Origin of the sequence: Pseudomonas sp. Irchel s3a12 (assembly GCF_900187485.1) — a bacterium.
In the GTDB taxonomy this organism is placed as follows: Bacteria; Pseudomonadota; Gammaproteobacteria; order Pseudomonadales; family Pseudomonadaceae; genus Aquipseudomonas; species Aquipseudomonas neuropathica.
The window spans coordinates 134410-156494 of sequence record NZ_FYDN01000006.1; the positions used below are offsets into that span (position 1 = coordinate 134410).

Below are 22085 nucleotides of genomic sequence, written 5' to 3' on the forward strand. Positions count from 1 at the left end.
AACAGTAGAAGGCTTGTCTGACCTATCAACGTTGTCGCCTGCTTTGCGGGGGTTGTAGGGTGGAACCGGCGACCATGCTCTGATCGCCGGTTTTTCATTCAGCGCAGATCAAATCACTGCATCAACACTTCAATCGAGCCATCTGCCGTCATGCTCACCTGGCTGGTGCCCGCTTCAACTTCCGGTGTCACCGGCGCCGAATCCATCGCCGCCGCTTTCATCATCATCGGTGCGCGCAGGTACGGCTGCGGATAACCGTTGCTGTTGAGGTTCAGGTTGACGATTTTGTAGCCCTTGCCGCCCAGTGCGTCGGTGGCCAGTTGGGCGCGGGCCTTGAAGGCGGTCACTGCTTCTTTGAGCAACTGGTCTTCACTGGATTTGCGGGTCGGGTCGGCGATGGCGAAGTCCATGCCGCCCATTTTCAGGTCGCCCAGCAGTTCGCCGGTGAGTTTGGACAGGGCGGCGAAGTCGGCGCTTTCCAGGCGCAGTTCGGCGCGTTCACGCCAGCCGGTGATCTTCTGGCCTTTGGTGTCGTAGATCGGGTAGCTGTTGCGGCTGCCTTGGCGCAAGGTGATGTCTTTGACTTGCTTGGCCTGGGCCAGGGCCTTGTTCATGGTGGTGCTGACGTCGGCGGCGAGTTTGGCCGGGTCGGTGTTTTGTTCTTCGGTGTAGAGGGTGACGATCATCAGGTCGCGGGCCACTTCCGTGCTGACTTCGGCGCGCAGGGAAATCTGGTTGTAGTGCAGCTCATCGGCGGCCAGGGCCGGAAGGCTGGCGATGCTGCCGACGGTCAGGGCGAGAAGGGCGGCGCTGCGGCGAAATGTGTGCATGAAAGCTCCTTGATGAGGGCGCAGGTGATGGTTCGGGGGCCTGCGTGAAACCATCAGACTCTAGCTTTTATGATCCGGTTCGCCCAGTTACAACTTCTATACAGATGGCCGGGGCTGCTGCGCAGCCCTTCGCGAGCAGGTTCGCTCCCACAGGGGAATGCATTTCAAAGGTGGGAGCGAGCCTGCTCGCGAAGGCGTCCTTATAGTCGCCGAAGATGTTTCCGCCATGTGGTCGTTTGCCGCACTTTCGCCTCTCAAGGCCGCGCGTTGGTTATACTCCGTGCGATCCGCCTGGAGCGCTCATCAGGAGAGCTCATGCTCGCCCCCGTACAACTGACTTCCGCCACTCGCCAGAACCTCTGGCGGCTGACTTTCATCCGCACCCTGGTGCTCGCCGCGCAGGCTGGCTCCGTAGGCCTGGCCTACTGGCTGCAATTGTTGCCGTTGCCGTGGGTGCAACTGGCGATGACCCTTGGCTGCTCGACGCTGCTCTGCGTGTTCACTGCCGTGCGTTTGCGCACTTCGTGGCCGGTGACCGAACTCGAATATGCGCTGCAACTGGCCTGTGATCTGGTGATCCACAGTGCGCTTCTGTATTTCTCCGGCGGTTCGACCAATCCGTTTGTTTCCTACTACCTGGTGCCGCTGACCATCGCCGCCGTGACGCTGCCATGGCGCTATTCGGTGATCCTGTCCGGCATCGCGCTGGCGCTGTACACCGTGATGCTGACGCGTTTCTATCCGCTGGAAACCTTGCCGGTCGCCCGTGAAAACCTGCAGATCTACGGCATGTGGCTGAGCTTTGCGCTGGCCGCTGCGGTGATCACCTTCTTCGCCGCGCGTATGGCTGAGGAGCTGCGCCGTCAGGAAGAGTTACGGGCGATCCGTCGTGAAGAAGGTCTGCGCGATCAGCAATTGCTCGCCGTCGCCACCCAGGCCGCTGGCGCTGCCCATGAACTGGGCACGCCGCTGGCGACCATGAGCGTGTTGCTCAAGGAAATGCAGCAGGACCATCCCGACCCGATGCTGCAGGACGATCTGAAGGTGCTGCAGGATCAGGTCAAACTCTGCAAGGAGACCTTGCAACAACTGGTGCGGGCCGCCGAAGCCAACCGGCGTCTGGCTGTCGAGATGCAGGACGTCACTGACTGGCTCGACGAAGCGCTGAACCGCTGGCATCTGATGCGTCCGGAGGCCAGCTATCGCTTCCACCGCCTCGGCCAAGGCACTGTGCCGCGCATGGCGCCGCCGCCGGATCTGACTCAGGCGCTGTTGAATCTGCTCAACAACGCCGCCGACGCCTGCCCGGAAAACCTCAAGGTGACCCTGGACTGGGACGCGGAAACCGTGACCATCAGCATTCGTGACCACGGCGCCGGTGTGCCGCTGGCCATCGCCGAGCAAATCGGCAAACCGTTTTTTACCACCAAGGGCAAAGGTTTCGGCCTGGGCCTGTTTTTGAGCAAGGCCAGCGTGACACGCGCCGGCGGCTCAGTGAAACTCTATAGTCATGAGGAAGGCGGCACGCTCACCGAGCTGCGCCTGCCCCACGGCGCCCGAGGAGACCAACATGAGTGACGAAATCCAAGTCGAAGGCGAAGAACTGCCGCATTTGCTGCTGGTCGACGACGACGCAACGTTCACCCGAGTAATGGCCCGTGCCATGGCTCGTCGTGGCTTTCGCGTCAGCACTGCCGGCTCGGCCGAAGAAGGCCTGACCATCGCCCAGGCAGACTTGCCTGATTATGCCGCGCTCGACTTGAAAATGGACGGCGACTCCGGCCTGGTGCTGCTGCCCAAACTGCTGGAGCTGGACCCGGAAATGCGCGTGGTGATCCTCACCGGTTACTCGAGCATTGCCACCGCGGTCGAGGCTATCAAGCGCGGCGCCTGCAACTATCTGTGCAAACCGGCCGACGCCGACGATGTGCTGGCTGCGTTGCTCTCCGAGCACGCCGACCTCGACAGTCTGGTGCCGGAAAACCCGATGTCGGTCGATCGCCTGCAGTGGGAACACATCCAGCGTGTGCTCACCGAACACGAAGGCAACATCTCCGCCACTGCCCGCGCCCTGGGCATGCACCGCCGCACCCTGCAGCGCAAACTGCAGAAGCGCCCGGTTCGTCGCTGAACCTGCGCTGAACGACTATCGCCAGCCCTCGCGATAAAACGCACCGATCATCTATGATCGGTGCGTGTCTGTTCTTTCCTATTTCGAGCCTTATCCATGAATCAGAACGCTGAATATTCCGCGGTCAACGATGCTGTGCGCGGGCAGTTTTTTCGCAAGGTTTGGGCGATGATCACGCCTTACTGGCGCAGCGAAGAGAAGGGCAAGGCCTGGACGCTGCTGATTGCCGTGATCGCGCTTACGCTGTTCAGCGTATGGATCGCGGTGTGGCTCAACAGTTGGTACAAGGATTTTTACAACGCCTTGCAGAAGAAGGACGAGGCGGCCTTCTGGCAGTTGATCCTGTATTTCTGCGGTATCGCGGCGGTGGCGATTCTCGGCTCCGTGTATCGCCAGTATCTGACGCAAATGCTGACCATCCGCTGGCGTGCCTGGCTCACCGAAAAGCATTTCACCCGGTGGCTGGAGCACAAGAACTACTACCAGCTGGAGCAGGGTGGCTATACCGATAACCCGGACCAGCGGATCTCCGAAGACCTAAATAAATTCACGGCCAACACACTGGCCCTTGGCTTGGGTCTGATCCGCACAGTCGTCAGTCTGGTGTCGTTCTCGATCATCCTGTGGGGCGTTTCCGGAAGCATTGAGGTGTTCGGTTTCACTGTTCCCGGTTACATGTTCTGGTGTGCATTGGTGTACGCGGTGATTGGTAGTTGGCTGACGCATTTGATTGGCAGGCGTCTGATCGGTTTGAACAACAACCAGCAACGTTTTGAAGCCGACCTGCGTTTCTCGATGGTGCGGGTTCGCGAGAATGCAGAGAGTATCGCCTTGTACAACGGCGAACCGAATGAAAACCGGCGCCTGAGTAACCGTTTCGGGCTGGTCTGGCACAATTTCTGGGACATCATGCGAGTGTCCAAGCGGCTGACGTTTTTTACCTCGGGTTATGAGCAGATCGCGATCATTTTTCCGTTCATGGTGGCTGCCCCACGGTACTTCAGCGGCAAAATCGAACTCGGTGAGCTGATGCAAATCAACTCGGCCTTCGGCAATGTGCAAGAGAACTTCAGCTGGTTCATCAGTGCTTATCAGGGACTGGCAGAGTGGCGCGCTACGTGTGACCGGTTGCTGAGTTTCCGCAATGCGATGAGCAACAACGAAGAACGCACCCCGGCCATCGATGTGCAGAATCAGGGCAGCGAATTGAAGGTGCACAACCTCGGTCTGGATCTGGCCGATGGTCGCCATCTGTTGACCAATGCCGATATGACTGTGGAACCCGGTGAGCGGGTGATGCTCAGCGGCCGTTCCGGCAGCGGCAAGTCGACGCTGCTGCGGGCGATGGGGCATTTGTGGCCGGCGGGGCACGGCAACATTCGTTTGCCGGCGGCGCGGTATCTGTTCCTGCCGCAGAAACCGTATCTGCCGATCGGCACTCTGCGCGAGGCGTTGAGTTATCCACAGCCGGGCGACAGTTACGCGCCGGAGCGTTATGCACAAGTGCTGGAAACCTGCCGCTTGCCGCATCTGATTGGGCGACTGGACGAGGCCAATCACTGGCAACGCATGCTCTCGCCGGGTGAGCAGCAACGACTGGCTTTCGCCCGTGCGTTGCTTTATGCACCGCAGTGGCTGTACATGGATGAGGCGACTTCGGCGATGGATGAAGAGGATGAAGCGACGCTGTATCAGGCGCTGATCGATCAGTTGCCGGGGCTGAGTATTGTCAGCGTTGGCCATCGCAGCAGCTTGAAACGCTTCCATCCACGGCACGTGCGGATCGACAGCGGCCATTTGGTTGAACAGACCGTGACCGCCTGATCACCGCTAACCCCCTGTAGGAGTGAGCCTGCTCGCGATAGCGTTGGGTCAGTCACATTGATGCTGAATGTGCGGACGTCATCGCGAGCAGGCTCACTCCTACATAAAGCGATGTAAACCGGAAAGTGATCGTACAACCCGCTTGAGCTATCATGCCCACAAGCCGAATTTTCGAGACAAGATGCACACCATGGAAAACCTGATCGACACCCCGCGTCTCCCGCGCAAGCGCCGCAGCCTGGCCCAGGAACTGGTGACGGTGCTGAGCGAGCAGATCCGCGAGGGCCTGCTCAAGCGCGGTGACAAACTGCCTACCGAGTCGGCGATCATGGAAGCCCATGGCGTCAGCCGCACCGTGGTGCGCGAGGCGATCTCGCGTTTGCAGGCTGCAGGGCAAGTGGAAACCCGCCACGGCATCGGCACTTTCGTGCTCGACACGCCAAGCCCGAGTGGTTTCCGCATCGACCCGGCCACCGTCGTTACCCTGCGTGATGTTCTGGCGATTCTCGAATTGCGCATCAGCCTTGAAGTGGAATCTGCCGGCCTTGCCGCGCAACGTCGCAGCGCCGAGCAACTGGCGACCATGCGTGCCGCCCTTGATGCGCTCAACGAAAGCGCTGCCCATGCCAGTGATGCTGTTGCTTCGGACTTTGCCTTCCATCTGGAAATCGCGCTGTCCACCGGCAACCGTTACTTCACCGACATCATGACCCACCTGGGCACCAGCATCATTCCGCGTACGCGGCTGAATTCGGCACGACTGGCCCACGATGACCAACAGCACTACATGAGTCGCCTGAGCCGTGAGCACGAAGAAATCTACGACGCGATTGCCCGTCAGGATTCCGATGCGGCGCGTGCGGCGATGCGTCTGCACCTGACCAACAGCCGTGAAAGACTGCGCCAGGCTCATGAAGAGGCGCAGGCGCAGCGGGGTTAAGCCGTCAGGCCTCGATCCGCAACATCAACACCTGCGAAAACGGCTCCATACTCGACTCATCGACAAACTTGTAGCGCAATTCGACATCCGTGTTCAGGTACGGACGCAGTGCCTCTTTGGGGATCTGCAATTCGATCCCCATTAGTTTCTCCATCTCGTCTTCGGCATCGTCCCAGGTGCCGGTATCCACTTCTTCGCCTGCCCACAGGGGCGTTTCCGGGTCGTCGCCGAGAATCGGGTAAACGCTCCAGTTCGCCGGGAAGTCGCTGGAATCCGGGACGAGTGCGGTCAACACATCGGGCAGTGTCGATAGCTGAAGCGTGAGGATGTCGGAGGACGAAGCGGCGATTTGCGAAAGGGTCGGGGCAGCGTAATTCGTGGACATTTCGGTTTCCTTCGGTGGTCCGCCACGATCCTTCGTGGCAGTCGTCGCACCTTACCCGGCGTGGTAGCTGCGCTCAGTAAACGAATCTTGACCAGACATTTCTGCAATGTAGCCCAGTAAAAACGGGCCTTTACGCTGATTCGCCATTTGGCTTAAACACTTTTGTCCGACAAAAAAACACCCCCAACGATGAAATGCAGTTGACGGTTATCTTTTAAGTTGTACGATGACCTACAACTTCAGCGAAGGCTGAACGGACCAATCACAAAAAACGTTGCTACCAGGGTGTTCGAATAATGAATCCACAAGAACTGAAGTCCATCCTCTCTGCCGGCCTGCTGTCTTTCCCGGTGACCGATTTCAACGCGCAGGGTGATTTCAACCGCGCGGGCTACATCAAACGCCTGGAATGGCTGGCTCCGTATGGCGCTTCAGCCTTGTTCGCCGCCGGCGGCACCGGTGAGTTCTTCTCCCTGGCCGCCAGCGAATACTCGGAAATCATCAAGACTGCCGTCGACACCTGCGAAACCAGCGTGCCGATTCTGGCCGGCGTCGGCGGTTCGACTCGCCAGGCCATCGAATACGCTCAGGAAGCCGAGCGTCTGGGCGCCAAAGGCTTGTTGCTGCTGCCGCACTACCTGACCGAAGCCAGCCAGGACGGCGTTGCCGCTCACGTTGAAGCCGTGTGTAAATCGGTCAACATCGGCGTGGTCGTCTACAACCGCAACGTTTGCCGCCTCAACGCGCCGCTGCTGGAACGTCTGGCCGAGCGCTGCCCGAACCTGATCGGTTACAAGGATGGCTTGGGCGATATCGAGTTGATGGTGTCGATCCGTCGCCGCCTCGGTGATCGCTTCAGCTACTTGGGTGGTCTGCCGACCGCCGAAGTCTACGCCGCTGCCTACAAGGCGCTGGGCGTGCCGGTTTACTCCTCGGCGGTGTTCAACTTCATCCCGAAAACCGCGATGGACTTCTACCACGCGATCGCCCGTGAAGATCACGCCACTGTCGGTAAGATCATCGACGACTTCTTCCTGCCTTACCTCGACATCCGCAACCGCAAGGCCGGTTACGCCGTGAGCATCGTCAAGGCAGGCGCGAAAATCGCCGGCTATGACGCAGGCCCGGTGCGGGCGCCGCTGACCGATCTGACCGGCGAAGAGTACGAAATGCTCGCCGCGCTGATCGACAAGCAAGGTGCGCAGTAACACCCGATAAAAGCGAGGCCGCTGAGCAATCAGCGGCTTTTTGCGTGAAGGCTTTGAGATGTGAGGGCTGCCCCTGTGACAACTGCAAAACGCTACGACAACTACATCAACGGTGAATGGGTTGCCGGTGCCGACTACTCGGCCAACATCAACCCTTCGGAACTGAGCGACACCATCGGCGACTACGCCAAGGCTGATCTGACTCAGGTTCACGCCGCCATCGACGCCGCCCGCGCCGCGTTCCCGGCGTACTCGACTTCGGGCATTCAGGCCCGTCACGATTCGCTGGATAAAGTCGGCAGCGAAATTCTCGCCCGTCGCGAAGAGCTCGGCACCCTGCTGGCCCGGGAAGAGGGCAAGACCCTGCCCGAAGCCATCGGTGAAGTGACCCGCGCCGGCAACATCTTCAAATTCTTCGCCGGTGAATGCCTGCGCTTGTCCGGCGACTACGTGCCTTCGGTGCGTCCGGGCGTCAATGTAGAAGTGACTCGCGAAGCGCTGGGCGTGGTCGGTCTGATCACCCCGTGGAACTTCCCGATCGCGATTCCTGCGTGGAAAATCGCCCCGGCCCTGGCCTACGGCAACTGCGTGGTATTGAAACCCGCCGATCTGGTTCCGGGCTGCGCCTGGGCACTGGCGGAAATCATCTCCCGCGCCGGCTTCCCGGCTGGCGTGTTCAACCTGGTGATGGGCAGCGGTCGCGTGGTTGGCGATGCGTTGGTGCAGAGCCCGAAAGTCGACGGCATCAGCTTCACCGGTTCGGTGGGTGTGGGTCGTCAGATCGCGGTCAACTGCGTGTCGCGCCAGGCCAAGGTTCAGCTGGAAATGGGCGGCAAGAACCCGCAGATCATTCTCGATGACGCCGACCTCAAACAAGCGGTCGAGCTGTCGGTGCAGAGCGCGTTCTACTCCACCGGCCAGCGTTGCACCGCGTCGAGCCGCTTGATCGTGACTGCCGGGATCCACGACAAATTCGTCGAAGCCATGGCCGAGCGCATGAAGTCGATCAAGGTCGGCCACGCGCTGAAATCCGGCACTGATATCGGCCCAGTGGTTTCGCAAGCGCAGCTGGAACAGGACATGAAGTACATCGATATCGGCCAGTCCGAAGGTGCGCGTCTGGTCAGCGGCGGTGGCTTGGTGACCTGCGACACCGAAGGCTACTTCCTCGCGCCAACCCTGTTTGCCGACAGTGAAGCGTCGATGCGCATCAGCCGCGAAGAAATCTTTGGCCCGGTGGCCAACATTGTTCGCGTGGCCGATTACGACGCGGCGCTGGCGATGGCCAACGACACCGAGTTCGGTCTGTCGGCGGGTATTGCGACCACCTCGCTGAAGTACGCCAACCACTTCAAACGTCATTCGCAAGCCGGGATGGTGATGGTCAACCTGCCGACCGCTGGCGTCGATTACCACGTTCCGTTCGGCGGCCGTAAAGGTTCATCCTATGGATCACGTGAGCAAGGCCGCTATGCGCAAGAGTTCTACACGGTCGTGAAGACCAGCTACATCGGTTCCTGATAAGGCAATACCCCTGTAGGAGTTGCCGAAGGCTGCGATCTTTTAAGATCAAAAGATCGCAGCCTTCGGCAGCTCCTACAGGGAATAGATGCAAGACCAAAGAAGATTCACCCGCGCATAAAAATAATCAGTGGGAGTACATCTACATGCAATCGTCCAAGCCGACTCACGTCCGCTATTTGATCCTGCTCATGCTGTTTCTGGTGACCACGATCAACTACGCCGACCGCGCCACGATCGCCATCGCCGGCTCCAGCCTGCAAAAAGATCTGGGCATTGACGCGGTCACCCTCGGCTATATCTTCTCCGCATTCGGTTGGGCCTATGTGGCCGGGCAAATTCCCGGCGGCTGGCTGCTCGATCGCTTCGGCTCGAAAAAAGTCTATGCCCTGAGCATTTTCACTTGGTCGCTGTTCACCGTGCTGCAAGGCTTTGTCGGTGAGTTCGGCATGTCCACCGCCATCGTTGCGCTGTTCATGCTGCGCTTCCTCGTGGGCCTGGCTGAAGCGCCTTCGTTCCCCGGCAACGCGCGCATCGTCGCCGCGTGGTTCCCGACCGCTGAACGCGGTACCGCTTCGGCGATCTTCAACTCGGCGCAATACTTTGCCACCGTGTTGTTCGCACCGCTGATGGGCTGGATCGTTTACTCCTTTGGCTGGGAGCACGTGTTCATCGTTATGGGGATTCTCGGGATCATCTTCTCGCTGGTCTGGCTGAAAGTGATCTACAGCCCGCGTGAACACCCGCGTATCAACGAAGCCGAGTTCAAACACATCGCTGAAAACGGCGGCATGGTCGATATGGACCAAAAGGGCAAAAAGTCCGACGGTCCGAAGTGGGATTACATCCGTCAGTTACTGACCAATCGCATGATGCTCGGCGTGTATCTGGGCCAGTACTGCATCAACGGCATCACCTATTTCTTCCTGACCTGGTTCCCGGTGTATCTGGTGCAAGAGCGTGGCATGACCATTCTCAAGGCCGGTTTCATTGCCTCGTTACCGGCAATCTGCGGCTTTATCGGCGGCGTACTCGGCGGGGTGATTTCCGACTATCTGCTGCGCAAGGGCCACTCGCTGACCTTCGCGCGCAAAGCGCCGATCATTGCCGGCCTGCTGGTTTCCAGCAGCATCGTTGCCTGCAACTATGTTGAAGTGGAATGGATGGTCGTTGGCTTCATGGCTTTGGCCTTCTTCGGCAAAGGCGTTGGTGCACTCGGCTGGGCAGTGGTTTCCGACACTTCGCCAAAACAGATCGCCGGCCTGAGTGGAGGCCTGTTCAACACCTTCGGCAACATTGCATCGATCACCACGCCGATCGTGATTGGCTACATCATCAGCTCCACTGGCTCGTTCAAATGGGCGCTGGTGTTTGTCGGTGCCAACGCACTGGTCGCGGTGTTCAGCTATCTGGTCATCGTTGGCCCGATCAAACGTGTGGTCCTCAAAGAGCCGCCAACCAATGGCGGTACTGAAGCCACCGGTAAATTGTCTCAAGCGCATTCCTGAGGAGCGGCGTCATGCAGTTGATTGAACATTCCGACTCGCCGCGCCACATCCGCCTGCACGAGCGGGACAATGTGGTGGTCGTGGTCAACGACCAGGGCGCTCCGGCCGGCACTGAATTTGCCGATGGCCTGGTGACGCGGGAATTTGTGCCGCAGAGCCACAAGGTCACCCTTGAAGACATTCCCGAGGGCGGCCAGGTGATTCGCTACGGTCAGGTGATTGGCTACGCGTTGCAGCCGATTCGCCGAGGCAGTTGGGTCAAGGAAGATCAACTGCGCATGCCGACCGCGCCGCCGCTGGACAGCTTGCCGCTGTCCACCGAGGTGCCGGACGCGCAGGCACCGCTGGAAGGTTTCACGTTCGAGGGTTATCGCAACGCCGACGGCACCGTCGGCACGCGCAACATTCTCGGCATCACTACGACCGTGCAGTGCGTCACCGGCGTGCTTGATCACGCGGTAAAACGCATCAAGGAAGAGCTGCTGCCGAAGTATCCGCACGTCGATGATGTGGTGGCGCTGACTCATAGCTATGGCTGCGGCGTGGCGATTACCGCCACCGACGCCTACATCCCGATTCGTACCGTGCGCAATCTGGCGCGCAACCCGAACCTCGGTGGTGAAGCGCTGGTGATCAGTCTGGGCTGCGAGAAATTGCAGGCCGGGCAGGTCATGCACGAGGACGATGCTTCGGTGGATCTCAGCGATCCGTGGCTGTATCGCTTGCAGGATTCCAGTCACGGTTTCACCGAGATGATCGAGCAGATCATGGCGCTGGCCGAAGTCCGTTTGAAGAAACTCGACCAGCGCCGCCGCGAAACCGTGCCAGCGTCCGAGTTGATCCTCGGCATGCAGTGCGGCGGCAGCGATGCGTTTTCCGGCATCACCGCCAACCCGGCGCTGGGCTACGCCTCGGATTTGCTGTTGCGGGCGGGGGCGACGGTGATGTTTTCCGAAGTCACCGAAGTGCGCGATGCGATTTACCTGCTGACTTCACGCGCCGAAAGCAAAACCGTTGCCGAGGAGCTGGTGCGCGAGATGGACTGGTACGACCGTTACCTGGCCAAGGGCGAAGCGGATCGCAGCGCCAACACCACGCCAGGCAACAAGAAGGGCGGGCTGTCGAACATTGTCGAGAAGTCGCTGGGTTCGATCGTCAAGTCCGGCAGCAGCGCAATCAATGGCGTGCTTGGCCCTGGCGAGCGCTTCAAGCAGAAGGGTTTGATTTTCTGTGCGACCCCAGCGAGTGATTTTGTTTGCGGGACGTTGCAGTTGGCGGCGGGGATGAACCTGCATGTGTTCACCACCGGGCGGGGTACGCCGTATGGTTTGGCGATGGCGCCAGTGGTGAAGGTCTCGACGCGTACGGAGTTGGCGCAGCGCTGGCCGGATCTGATCGATATCGACGCCGGGCGGATTGCTACCGGGCGGGCGACCATCGAGGAGTTGGGTTGGGAGCTGTTCCACTATTACCTGGATGTGGCGAGCGGCAAACAGCAGACATGGGCGGAGAAGCACAAGCTGCATAACGACATTACGTTGTTCAATCCGGCGCCGATTACCTGATGGTTTTTTGAAGGGGGGAGTAAAAGCTACCCTCATCGGAACGCCGCCCGCCCATCCCTCTCCCGGGGGGAGAGGGGGCCGATCCGGGAATATTTAAGAAGTACATCGACCTGAAAGTGCTTTGCCGAATCCATAATCGACTCGGTCTTGCAGGTCGATGTATGCCGCAAAACACCTCGGTCAGTCCCCTCTCCCTCGGGGAGAGGGTTAGGGTGAGGGGCTTTTCAAGCTTTTGGCTTATCATTAGCCCCCTAACGACGCTCACCCAAGGCTCCCCGGCATGCTGGCAATCTTTCTCGAAACCCTGAACATCACCGCGCCGGTTTTTGCCATGCTGTTTCTCGGTGTGCTGCTCAAGCGCATCGACTGGATCAACGACAACTTCATCCACACGGCCTCGTCGCTGGTGTTCAACGTCACCATGCCGGCGCTGCTGTTCCTCGGCATTCTGCATGCCGACCTGCACGCCGCGTTGCAACCGTCCCTGCTGATCTACTTTTCCCTCGCCACGCTGGTGAGTTTTGCCCTGGCCTGGGGCTGGGCGATTTTCAAATGCCCGCGCGAAGATCGCGGCATCTACACCCAGGGCGCGTTTCGCGGCAATAACGGCGTGATCGGTCTGGCGCTGGCGGCGAGCATGTACGGCGATTACGGGATTTCCCTCGGGGCGATTCTCGCGGCGCTGGTGATCCTGTTTTACAACACGCTGTCGACCATCGTGCTCGCGGTATACAGCCCGGTGATCAAATCCGATCCGTGGAGCATCTGCAAAAGCGTGTTCAGCAATCCGTTGATCATCAGCGTGATTGCGGCAGCACCGTTTGCCTATTTCAAGATCGGTTTGCCGGGCTGGCTGGAAACTTCCGGCCAGTATCTGGCGCAGACCACCTTGCCATTGGCGCTGATCTGCATTGGCGGCACTCTGTCGCTGGCGGCGCTGCGCAAGAGCGGCAACATGGCGCTGAGTTCGAGTCTGGTGAAGATGGTTGGTTTGCCAGTGCTGGCGACCCTGGGGGCGTGGTTGTGGGGCTTTCGTGGGGCGGAGTTGGGGATTCTGTTTCTGTATTTCGGTAGCCCGACGGCGGCGGCAAGTTTCGTCATGGCGCGGGCGGCGCAGGGCAATCATGAACTGGCGGCGGCGATTATCGTAATGACCACGTTGATGGCGGCGATTACCACCAACGTCGGGATCTTCGTTTTGCAGTGGGGTGGGTGGATATAAAGGCAAGATCAAAAGATCGCAGCCTGCGGCAGCTCCTACAGGAGACCGCATTTCCATGTAGGAGCTGCCGAAGGCTGCGATCTTTTAGCTTTTCTCGTAACTGTCGATCACTTCCTGCGCTGCCCGAAACGCATCGATCGCCGCCGGCACGCCGGCATACACTGCGCAATGCAGCAACGCCTCACGGATCTCGTCCACCGTGCAGCCGTTGTTCAGCGCGCCGCGCACATGACCTTTCAACTCTTGCGGGCACTTCAATGCGGTCAGCGCGGCGAGGGTGATCAAACTGCGGGTTTTCAGCGGCAAACCTTCACGATTCCACACGCCACCCCAGGCATGTTCATTGACGAAATCCTGCAACGGCTGGGTGAACTCGGTGGCGTTGCCCAGCGCGCGATCAACAAACGCATCGCCCATTACCTGGCGGCGGACTTCAACCCCGGACTTCTTCGATTCGGTCATGGTTTATCACTCTTGTGGTGTTGGCGGCGCCAGGCGCGGATCGACGTGAACAGCAGGAACGTCAACAGCGTCGGCAAGACATAAAACAGCATCAGCCGCTCAAGCTTGCCGGCCAGCGGCATGCCGGTGGTAAACGACACCACGTGCAGCCCGTACGCCAGGTACAAACCGAGCAACAGCAAACCTTCGGCGCGCGTCACGCGGTAGCCGGAATAGAACACCGGCAGGCACAGTGCGGCAACGCCGAGCATCACCGGCAAGTCGAAATCCAGTGCGTTCGGCGACACCGACAGCGGCGTCGGTGCGATCAATGCGGTCAGGCCGAGCACCCCGAGCAGGTTGAACAGGTTGGCGCCGATCACGTTGCCGACGGCGATGTCGCGTTGTCCGCGCAAGGCTGCGATCAATGACGTAGCCAGTTCCGGCAGCGACGTGCCGACGGCCACCACGGTCAGGCCGATGACGCGCTCGGAGAATCCAAGATCAGTAGCTACCACAACCGCGGCGCCCAGCAGCAGATGCCCGGCAAACACCAGCATCGCCAGACCGATAACGATCATTAACAGGCTGCTGAACCACGAGGCTTGCGCCGTTTCAGGATGTTCCGAATGCGGTCGCGTCGAATGCCGTGACTGGCGCAGCAGTAAACCGAGATACAACGCCAAAGCCGCCAACAACAGGATGCCGTCGAAGCGCCCGATCTCTTCATTCCATGCCAGCACGAATACCAGCAGGCTGGCACCGATCATCAGCGGAATATCCAGGCGCACCAGTTGCCGCGAGACGCGCAGAGGAATGATCAGCGCGGAAAGCCCTAGGGTGACAAGGATATTGAAGATGCTGCTGCCGACCACACTGCCTACGGCGATGTCCGGGTTATGCGCCAGCGCCGCTTGCAGGCTGACGGCCATTTGCGGTGCGCTGCTGCCGAGGGCGACGATGGTCAGGCCGATGATCAGCGGTCGCACATGCAGGCGTGCTGCCAGGCGCACCGCCGCGCGCACCATAAGTTCGGCGCCGAAGATCAGCAGGCACAGGCCGGCGAGCAGTTCGATCACGCTGATCAGGGGTAAATCGGCTAATCCGAAAATGGTCAGCGCTCCATCAGTCGTCGAGAGCCTGCACGCGAACCCGCGCGGTGCCGCTGCGCAGCATGCCGAGTTGTTCGGCGGCCTCGCGGGACACGTCGATCAGGCGTCCACGGGTGTGCGGGCCGCGGTCATTGATGCGGACCACGACGGATTCATCGTTTTTCAGGTTGGTGACCTTCACCCGTGTGCCGAAGGGTAGCTGGCGGTGGGCGGCGGTCAGGGAATTCTGGTTGAACGGCTCGCCACTGGCGGTGCGTTTACCGTGGTGCTTGGCACCGTAATAAGAGGCGACGCCGGTCTGGTCGTAACCGTGCGGGTCGATAATGTCGGTGCTGGCGCAACCGGCCAGCAAGGAGAGCAGGGCGCAGGCGCCGAGCAGACGTTTCATTCAGATACTCCAAAGTGATCGTTCCCACGCTCCAGCGTGGGAATGCATCCCGTGACGCTCTGCGTCACACCGCAAATGGACGCGGAGCGTCCGGGGCGGCATTCCCACGCAGAGCGTGGGAACGATCCCCGAGCGCGGGGCCAGAATCAGCCTTCGAGCTTGCTTTTCAGCAGTTCGTTCACTTGCTGCGGGTTGGCTTTGCCTTTCGACGCTTTCATCGCCTGACCGACAAAGAAGCCGAACATCTTGCCGCGTTTGGCTTCATCAGCCGCACGGTATTGTTCAACTTGCTCGGCGTTGGCCGCGAGCATTTCGTCGAGCACGGCCGAGATCGCGCCGCTGTCGGTAACCTGCTTCAGGCCACGTTTTTCGATGATCTCGTCTGCGCTGCCTTCACCGTTGGCCATCGCTTCGAACACAACCTTGGCAATCTTGCCGGAGATGGTGTTGTCCTTGATGCGCAGCAGCATGCCGCCCAGCAGTTCAGCGGAAACCGGCGACTCGTCGATGTCCAGGCCTTGCTTGTTGAGCAGGCTGCCCAACTCGACCATTACCCAGTTCGCCGCCAGTTTGGCGTCGCCGCCGATGGCTGCGACTTTCTCGAAGTAGTCCGCTTGCTCACGGCTGGTGGCCAGCACGTTGGCGTCGTACGCCGACAGACCGAACTGGCTCTGGAAGCGCTCGCGTTTTTGCGGTGGCAGTTCCGGCAGGGTGGCGCGCACCTCGCCGAGGAACGACTCTTCGATGACCACCGGCAGCAGGTCCGGATCGGGGAAGTAACGGTAGTCGTTGGCTTCCTCTTTCGAACGCATCGGACGGGTCTCGTCCTTGTTCGGATCGTACAGACGGGTCTGCTGGATCACTTTGCCGCCGTCTTCGATCAGCTCGATCTGACGCTGGATCTCGGAGTTGATCGCCTTCTCGATGAAGCGGAACGAGTTGACGTTCTTGATCTCGCAGCGCGTGCCGAACTCAACCTGGCCTTTCGGACGGATCGACACGTTGCAGTCGCAACGCAGCGAGCCTTCGGCCATGTTGCCGTCGCAGATACCCAGATAACGTACCAGCGCGTGGATCGCCTTGACGTAAGCCACGGCTTCCTTGGCGCTGCGCATGTCCGGCTCGGACACGATTTCCAGCAGCGGTGTGCCGGCACGGTTCAGGTCGATGCCGGTGGCACCGTTGAACTCTTCGTGCAGGCTCTTGCCGGCGTCTTCTTCCAGGTGCGCGCGGGTGATGCCGACACGTTTGACCGTGCCGTCTTCCAGGGCGATGTCCAGGTGGCCCTTGCCGACGATCGGCAACTCCATCTGGCTGATCTGGTAGCCCTTCGGCAGGTCCGGGTAGAAGTAGTTCTTGCGCGCGAACACGTTGTGCTGACCGATCTCGGCGTCAATCGCCAGACCGAACATCACCGCCATGCGCACCGCTTCCTGGTTCAGCACCGGCAGAACGCCGGGCATACCCAGGTCGATCAGGCTGGCCTGAGTGTTCGGCTCGGAACCGAATGTGGTGGAACTACCGGAAAAGATTTTCGACCGGGTAGTGAGCTGAGTGTGAATCTCCAGCCCGATCACGACTTCCCATTGCATGTGTGTCTCCTCAGAAGCCGGTTGGGGTGCGGGTGTGCCAGTCAGTGTTGAGCTGATACTGGTGGGCAACGTTCAACAGGCGACCTTCCTGGAAATACGGCGCGAGCAACTGCACGCCCACCGGCAGACCGTCGACAAAACCGGCCGGCATCGACAGGCCCGGCAGGCCCGCGAGGTTGGCGGTGATGGTGTAGACGTCTTCCAGATAGGCAGCGACCGGGTCGCTGTTCTTGGCGCCGAGTTTCCAGGCCGGGTTCGGCGTGGTTGGGCCGAGGATGATGTCGACCTCATTAAAGGCAGCCATGAAATCGTTCTTCACCAGGCGACGGATCTTCTGCGCTTTCAGGTAGTAGGCGTCGTAGTAACCGGCGGACAGCGCGTAGGCACCGACCATGATCCGGCGCTGCACTTCCGCGCCGAAGCCTTCGCCACGGGAGCGCTTGTACAGGTCGATCAGGTCTTTCGGTTGCTCGCAGCGATGGCCGAAACGCACGCCGTCGAAACGCGACAGGTTCGAAGACGCTTCTGCCGGGGCGATCACGTAGTACGCAGGGATCGCGTGCTGCATGTTCGGCAGGCTGATTTCCTTGATCACCGCACCGAGCTTCTGCAGCTCTTTGATGCTGTTCTGGATCAGCTCGGCGATGCGCGGGTCGAGACCGGCGCTGAAGTATTCCTTCGGCACGCCGATGCGCAGGCCTTGCAGCGAGTCGCCGAGGCTTGCGGAGTAATCCGGCACCGGCTCATCGATGCTGGTGGAGTCGTTCTGATCGAAGCCGGCCATACCTTGCAACAAAATCGCGCAGTCTTCGGCGGTGCGCGCCAACGGGCCGCCCTGATCAAGGCTGGAGGCGTAAGCAATCATGCCCCAGCGCGAAACACGACCGTAGGTCGGTTTCAGGCCGGTGAGGTTGGTGAACGCAGCTGGCTGACGGATCGAGCCGCCGGTGTCGGTGGCCGTGGCCGCAGGCAACAGACGAGCGGCTACTGCCGCCGCCGAACCGCCGGACGAACCGCCCGGCACGTGTTCCAGGTTCCACGGGTTTTTCACCGCGCCGTACCAGCTCGACTCGTTGGCCGAACCCATGGCGAATTCGTCCATGTTGGTCTTGCCCAGGGTCACAGCGCCGGCAGCCGCCAGTTTTGCAACCACGGTGGCGTCGTACGGAGCCTTGAAGTTGTCGAGCATCTTCGAGCCACAGCTGGTGCGAATGCCCTGGGTGCAGAACAGGTCTTTGTGAGCGATCGGCGCGCCGAGCAGGGCGCCGATCTCACCGTTGGCCCGGCGTGCATCGGCGGCTTTCGCCTGCTCGAGCGCCAGCTCTTCGGTGAGGCTGATGAAACTGTTGAGCTGCGGATCGAGCTGGGTGATGCGCGCCAGCAGGACTTTGGTCAGCTCTTCGGAGGAAAACTTTTTATCGGCGAGACCGCGGGCGATCTCGGCCAGAGTCATTTGATGCATTGCAGGCTCTTTCCCTTTAGTCGATGACTTTCGGAACCAGATACAGGCCGTTTTCGACCGCTGGTGCGATGGATTGGTAGGCCTCGCGGTGATTGGTCTCGGTCACAACGTCGGCGCGCAGGCGCTGACTGGCTTCCAGCGGGTGGGCCAGAGGCTCGATTCCGTCGGTATTAACAGCCTGCATTTCGTCGACCAGACCGAGAATGCTGTTGAGGGCGGAAGTAATGTGTGGAAGATCGGCATCATTAAGGCCAAGGCAGGCCAGATGAGCGATTTTTTCCACGTCGGAGCGTTCTAGCGCCATCGGGATTCTCCTGTGGAAAACAGAACGGACGGCGTCCGTGTGTTAGATTGTCGGAACACTACCGCACTTCTACGGTCATAAGGCCGCGATTGTGGGGCTTGGTGCACAGAAAAGCGGCCAATTTAACATATTGGCGCCTTGCCCAAAATCCCTGTCGTTGTTAGAGTTTGCCGCACTTTTTTACCCACGCGTTGCCTAGGGTCCCTTTCCCATGTTCAAGAAACTGCGTGGCATGTTTTCCAGCGATCTTTCCATTGACCTGGGCACTGCCAACACCCTTATTTACGTGCGCGAGCGCGGTATCGTCCTGAATGAGCCATCGGTTGTGGCCATTCGGACACACGGTAACCAGAAAAGTGTCGTTGCTGTCGGCACCGAAGCCAAGCGCATGCTCGGCCGTACGCCGGGCAACATTGCGGCCATTCGTCCGATGAAAGACGGCGTGATCGCCGACTTCAGCGTCTGCGAAAAGATGCTGCAATACTTTATTAACAAGGTTCATGAAAACAGCTTTCTGCAGCCTAGCCCTCGTGTGCTGATCTGCGTTCCATGCAAATCCACCCAGGTTGAGCGTCGCGCCATCCGTGAATCGGCCCTCGGTGCCGGTGCCCGTGAAGTGTTCCTGATTGAAGAGCCAATGGCGGCTGCGATCGGTGCCGGCCTGCCGGTCGAAGAAGCGCGCGGCTCGATGGTCGTGGATATCGGTGGTGGTACCACTGAAATCGCGCTGATCTCCCTGAACGGTGTGGTCTATGCCGAATCCGTCCGCGTTGGCGGCGACCGCTTCGACGAAGCGATCATCACTTACGTGCGTCGTAACTACGGCAGCCTGATCGGTGAATCCACCGCTGAGCGCATCAAACAGGAAATCGGCACGGCCTACCCGGGCGGCGAAGTTCGCGAAGTCGACGTTCGCGGTCGCAACCTGGCCGAAGGCGTTCCACGCGCATTCACCCTGAACTCCAACGAAGTGCTGGAAGCTCTGCAAGAGTCCCTGGCAACCATCGTTCAGGCTGTGAAAAGTGCCCTGGAGCAATCGCCGCCGGAACTGGCTTCCGACATCGCCGAGCGTGGCCTGGTGCTGACCGGTGGTGGCGCGCTGCTGCGTGACCTCGACAAGTTGCTGGCCCAGGAAACCGGTCTGCCAGTGATCGTTGCCGAAGATCCGCTGACCTGTGTGGCTCGCGGCGGTGGCCGTGCATTGGAAATGATGGATAAGCACACCATGGACCTGCTCTCGAGCGAATAAGTCGCCGAGTGCAATACGTGGGTGAGCGCGCAGGCAGCACTTTGCAGTGCTGCCTGTTGGCGTTTATCTTCTGTCAGTCTTCATCCAGGCCGGTTTGATGCCGTATGAATAAACAGAACATTTGCCTGGGAGGAGCGGCTTATTAAACCGCTTTTCGCCAAGGGCCCTTCGTTGGGCGTGCGCCTGTTGGTGCTGGCCGTGCTATCGATCGCGCTGATGGTGGTCGATGCCCGCTTTGACCTGCTCAAGCCTGCGCGCAAGCAAGCGTCGCTGGTGCTGATGGATGCCTACTGGATCACCGACCTGCCGGGTCGCTTGTGGGAAGGTGTCGCCAGCCAGTTCGGCAGCCGCACCGAGCTTGTCGCCGAAAACGAAAAACTCAAAACCGAAAACCTGCTGCTGCAGGGGCGCATGCAAAAGCTTGCCGCCCTCACCGAGCAGAACGTTCGGTTGCGCGAGTTGCTCAATTCCTCTGCACTGGTCAACGAAAAGGTCGAAGTGGCCGAGTTGATCGGCATGGACCCCAACCCGTTCACCCATCGCATCATCATCAATAAAGGTGAGCGTGACGGTGTGGTGCTCGGTCAGCCGGTGCTCGATGCGCGCGGTCTGATGGGCCAGGTGGTCGAGTTGATGCCTTACACCTCGCGTGTCTTGCTGCTCACTGACAGCACACACAGCATTCCGGTACAGGTCAATCGCAACGGGCTGCGGGCCATTGCCAGCGGCACCGGCAACCCTGAGCGCCTGGAGTTGCGCCACGTCGCCGACACGGCCGATATCAAGGAAGGCGATCTGCTGGTCAGCTCCGGCCTTGGTCAGCGTTTCCCGGCAGGCTATCCGGTCGCGACGGTGAAGGAAGTGATCCACGATTCCGGTCAGCCGTTCGCCATCGTTCGCGCCGTACCGACCGCCGCGCTGAACCGCAGCCGCTACATGTTGCTGGTGTTCAGCGACAACCGCACCGCCGAAGAGCGTGCCAACGATGCGGCGCAAGCGCAGGAAAATCTTGATGCTTTTGGCGGCGGCCCGATTATTCCGGCCACTGTACCGAAAACCGTGACCCCGCCTGCCGCAGCCACTGCGACGCCCGCGACGCCTGCCGCACCGACCGCCGCCGCTAGCGCCACACCGGCCAAGCCCGCGGTAAGCAAACCGCCAGCGGCGGCCAAACCTCCAGCTGCCCAGCCGGCTGCGCGACCTGCGGCCAAACCGCCCGTCAATGCACCAGCGACAACCGGGAGACAAGAATAATGGTCGGGGCTACCGCATCGCGTAACGGCTGGATTGTCTGGCTGACGTTTGTTGTCGGCATACTCCTGAGCGTGTCGCCATTGCCGATTTTCATGGAGATCCTGCGCCCGCTTTGGCTGGCTTTGCTCCTGACATTCTGGGCTTTGTATATGCCGCACACGGTGGGCATGGTCACGGCGTTTTGCCTGGGCCTGGCCGAAGACGTGCTGCAGGGCGATCTGCTCGGTCAGAATGCGCTGATCCTGACCCTGATCACCTTCCTCGTATTGTCATTGCAACAACGCCTGCGGATGTTCCCGATGTGGCAGCAATGCCTGGTAATTCTGGTGATTTTCGGCCTCGCGCAACTGGTGCAATTGTGGCTCAGTGCCTTGACCGGTAACCGTCAACCAACCCTGGCGCTGGTACTTCCGGCGCTGGTCAGCGCCTTGCTCTGGCCTTGGGTCAGCTTTGCCCTACGCGGATTGCGCCGACGCTACAAAATCAATTGAGCCGGTGAAGTTGGGCACTGAACAGGGAGATGTTTTGATGAAGCCGCTTTACCTCGCCTCCGGATCGCCGCGTCGCCGTGAATTGCTCACGCAGATCGGCGTTCCGTTCTCCGCCATCAGTGCGGATATCGACGAAACCCCATCACCCGAAGAATTGCCCTCGGCCTATGTCGAACGCTTGGCGCGCGGCAAAGCCGAGGCCGGACGCCACACGGTCGTGTCCACTCAGCCATTCTGCGTGCTGGGTGCCGATACTGCCGTGGTGCTGGACGGCAAAATTCTGGGCAAACCGGTGGACGAAGCCGATGCATGCGCCATGCTGATGATGTTGTCCGGCAAGGAGCATGAAGTGCTGACCGCCATCGCCGTGCTTGAAGACGAGCGCTGCGAGTCGCGGGTGGTGCGCAGTCTGGTGCGGTTTCGCGCGATCAGCATTGAGGAAGCGGCCGCTTACTGGGCCAGTGGCGAGCCACGGGACAAGGCCGGTGGTTATGGCATTCAGGGACTCGGCGCGGTGTTTGTCGCGGGCCTCAATGGCAGTTACTCGGCGGTGGTCGGGTTGCCTGTTTGCGAAACCGCAGAACTGTTAGGCCATTTCGGCATACCCTGTTGGCAAAACCTGAACGCGCCATAAGCGTCGTACCCATCCAGATGCGGC

Annotated in this window: 21 protein-coding genes; 13 read left to right on the top strand and 8 right to left on the bottom strand. The window is 60.1% G+C overall.

Annotation, left to right across the window (positions count from 1 at the left end):
- Nucleotides 1–113: 113 nt before the first annotated feature.
- Nucleotides 114–830, bottom strand: a complete 717-nt coding sequence (locus tag CKW14_RS12070; RefSeq protein ID WP_016984326.1) for an SIMPL domain-containing protein — start codon at nt 828–830, stop codon at nt 114–116.
- A gap of 315 nt (nt 831–1145) precedes the next feature.
- Between CKW14_RS12070 and CKW14_RS12075 the strand changes: the two genes are divergently transcribed.
- From CKW14_RS12075 to CKW14_RS12090, 4 genes are all read left to right on the top strand, one after another.
- The gene (locus CKW14_RS12075) at nt 1146–2408 is read left to right on the top strand and encodes an ATP-binding protein (RefSeq protein WP_038357512.1); all 1263 of its coding nucleotides are present in this window, start codon (nt 1146–1148) and stop codon (nt 2406–2408) included.
- On the top strand, nt 2401–2961 hold the full coding sequence (locus CKW14_RS12080) for a response regulator transcription factor (RefSeq protein ID WP_003221630.1): 561 nt from the start codon (nt 2401–2403) through the stop codon (nt 2959–2961). Before CKW14_RS12075 ends, CKW14_RS12080 begins: the two co-directional genes overlap by 8 nt.
- 96 nt (nt 2962–3057) lie before the next feature.
- Nucleotides 3058–4785, top strand: a complete 1728-nt coding sequence (locus tag CKW14_RS12085; protein WP_095125389.1) for an ABC transporter ATP-binding protein/permease — start codon at nt 3058–3060, stop codon at nt 4783–4785.
- Nucleotides 4786–4975: 190 nt separating this feature from the next.
- The gene (locus tag CKW14_RS12090; protein ID WP_176471284.1) at nt 4976–5725 is read left to right on the top strand and encodes a FadR/GntR family transcriptional regulator; all 750 of its coding nucleotides are present in this window, start codon (nt 4976–4978) and stop codon (nt 5723–5725) included.
- 4 nt (nt 5726–5729) lie between these two features.
- On the opposite strand, the gene CKW14_RS12095 is transcribed toward CKW14_RS12090, so the two are convergent.
- Nucleotides 5730–6110, bottom strand: a complete 381-nt coding sequence (locus CKW14_RS12095) for a hypothetical protein (RefSeq protein ID WP_095049740.1) — start codon at nt 6108–6110, stop codon at nt 5730–5732.
- Between the two features lie 296 nt (nt 6111–6406).
- Between CKW14_RS12095 and kdgD the strand changes: the two genes are divergently transcribed.
- From kdgD to CKW14_RS12120, 5 genes are all read left to right on the top strand, one after another.
- Nucleotides 6407–7318 carry a 5-dehydro-4-deoxyglucarate dehydratase gene (gene kdgD / locus CKW14_RS12100; protein ID WP_093435890.1) on the top strand — a complete coding sequence of 304 codons (912 nt, stop codon included), beginning with the start codon at nt 6407–6409 and terminating at the stop codon, nt 7316–7318.
- Nucleotides 7319–7393: 75 nt separating this feature from the next.
- Nucleotides 7394–8839, top strand: a complete 1446-nt coding sequence (locus CKW14_RS12105) for an aldehyde dehydrogenase family protein (RefSeq protein ID WP_093435896.1) — start codon at nt 7394–7396, stop codon at nt 8837–8839.
- Between the two features lie 146 nt (nt 8840–8985).
- The gene (locus CKW14_RS12110; protein WP_095049741.1) at nt 8986–10347 is read left to right on the top strand and encodes an MFS transporter; all 1362 of its coding nucleotides are present in this window, start codon (nt 8986–8988) and stop codon (nt 10345–10347) included.
- Between the two features lie 11 nt (nt 10348–10358).
- Nucleotides 10359–11912 carry a galactarate dehydratase gene (gene garD, locus CKW14_RS12115; RefSeq protein ID WP_095125391.1) on the top strand — a complete coding sequence of 518 codons (1554 nt, stop codon included), beginning with the start codon at nt 10359–10361 and terminating at the stop codon, nt 11910–11912.
- Nucleotides 11913–12192: 280 nt separating this feature from the next.
- Complete coding sequence (locus CKW14_RS12120; protein WP_016984178.1) at nt 12193–13134, top strand: AEC family transporter; 942 nt, start codon at nt 12193–12195, stop codon at nt 13132–13134.
- Nucleotides 13135–13218: 84 nt separating this feature from the next.
- Here the strand turns inward: CKW14_RS12120 and CKW14_RS12125 are convergent, their stop codons facing one another.
- The 6 genes from CKW14_RS12125 to gatC form a co-directional block, all read right to left on the bottom strand.
- Complete coding sequence (locus CKW14_RS12125; protein WP_007915345.1) at nt 13219–13596, bottom strand: carboxymuconolactone decarboxylase family protein; 378 nt, start codon at nt 13594–13596, stop codon at nt 13219–13221.
- Entirely contained in the window at nt 13593–14654 is a 1062-nt protein-coding gene (locus tag CKW14_RS12130) for a calcium/sodium antiporter (RefSeq protein WP_095049742.1), read from the bottom strand. The genes CKW14_RS12125 and CKW14_RS12130 overlap by 4 nt, the downstream gene beginning before the upstream one ends.
- 46 nt (nt 14655–14700) lie before the next feature.
- The gene (locus CKW14_RS12135; protein ID WP_095112682.1) at nt 14701–15075 is read right to left on the bottom strand and encodes a septal ring lytic transglycosylase RlpA family protein; all 375 of its coding nucleotides are present in this window, start codon (nt 15073–15075) and stop codon (nt 14701–14703) included.
- A 146-nt stretch (nt 15076–15221) separates the two neighbouring features.
- The gene (gene gatB / locus CKW14_RS12140; RefSeq protein ID WP_095125392.1) at nt 15222–16667 is read right to left on the bottom strand and encodes an Asp-tRNA(Asn)/Glu-tRNA(Gln) amidotransferase subunit GatB; all 1446 of its coding nucleotides are present in this window, start codon (nt 16665–16667) and stop codon (nt 15222–15224) included.
- Between the two features lie 10 nt (nt 16668–16677).
- Nucleotides 16678–18129 (bottom strand): Asp-tRNA(Asn)/Glu-tRNA(Gln) amidotransferase subunit GatA, encoded by a 1452-nt coding sequence (gatA, locus tag CKW14_RS12145; protein WP_095125393.1) that lies wholly within the window; start codon nt 18127–18129, stop codon nt 16678–16680.
- 16 nt (nt 18130–18145) lie between these two features.
- Nucleotides 18146–18433 (bottom strand): Asp-tRNA(Asn)/Glu-tRNA(Gln) amidotransferase subunit GatC, encoded by a 288-nt coding sequence (gene gatC / locus CKW14_RS12150; protein WP_007901429.1) that lies wholly within the window; start codon nt 18431–18433, stop codon nt 18146–18148.
- A gap of 211 nt (nt 18434–18644) precedes the next feature.
- Here gatC and mreB point away from each other — a divergent pair, with 211 nt between their 5' ends.
- The 4 genes from mreB to CKW14_RS12170 all read left to right on the top strand — a co-directional run bounded on the left by mreB (nt 18645) and on the right by CKW14_RS12170 (nt 22061).
- On the top strand, nt 18645–19682 hold the full coding sequence (gene mreB / locus CKW14_RS12155) for a rod shape-determining protein MreB (protein WP_002555108.1): 1038 nt from the start codon (nt 18645–18647) through the stop codon (nt 19680–19682).
- A 141-nt stretch (nt 19683–19823) separates the two neighbouring features.
- Nucleotides 19824–20936 carry a rod shape-determining protein MreC gene (gene mreC / locus CKW14_RS12160; RefSeq protein WP_095125394.1) on the top strand — a complete coding sequence of 371 codons (1113 nt, stop codon included), beginning with the start codon at nt 19824–19826 and terminating at the stop codon, nt 20934–20936.
- Entirely contained in the window at nt 20936–21427 is a 492-nt protein-coding gene (gene mreD, locus CKW14_RS12165; RefSeq protein ID WP_034154468.1) for a rod shape-determining protein MreD, read from the top strand. The genes mreC and mreD overlap by 1 nt, the downstream gene beginning before the upstream one ends.
- A gap of 37 nt (nt 21428–21464) precedes the next feature.
- The gene (locus CKW14_RS12170; RefSeq protein ID WP_095049747.1) at nt 21465–22061 is read left to right on the top strand and encodes a nucleoside triphosphate pyrophosphatase; all 597 of its coding nucleotides are present in this window, start codon (nt 21465–21467) and stop codon (nt 22059–22061) included.
- Nucleotides 22062–22085: the final 24 nt, after the last annotated feature.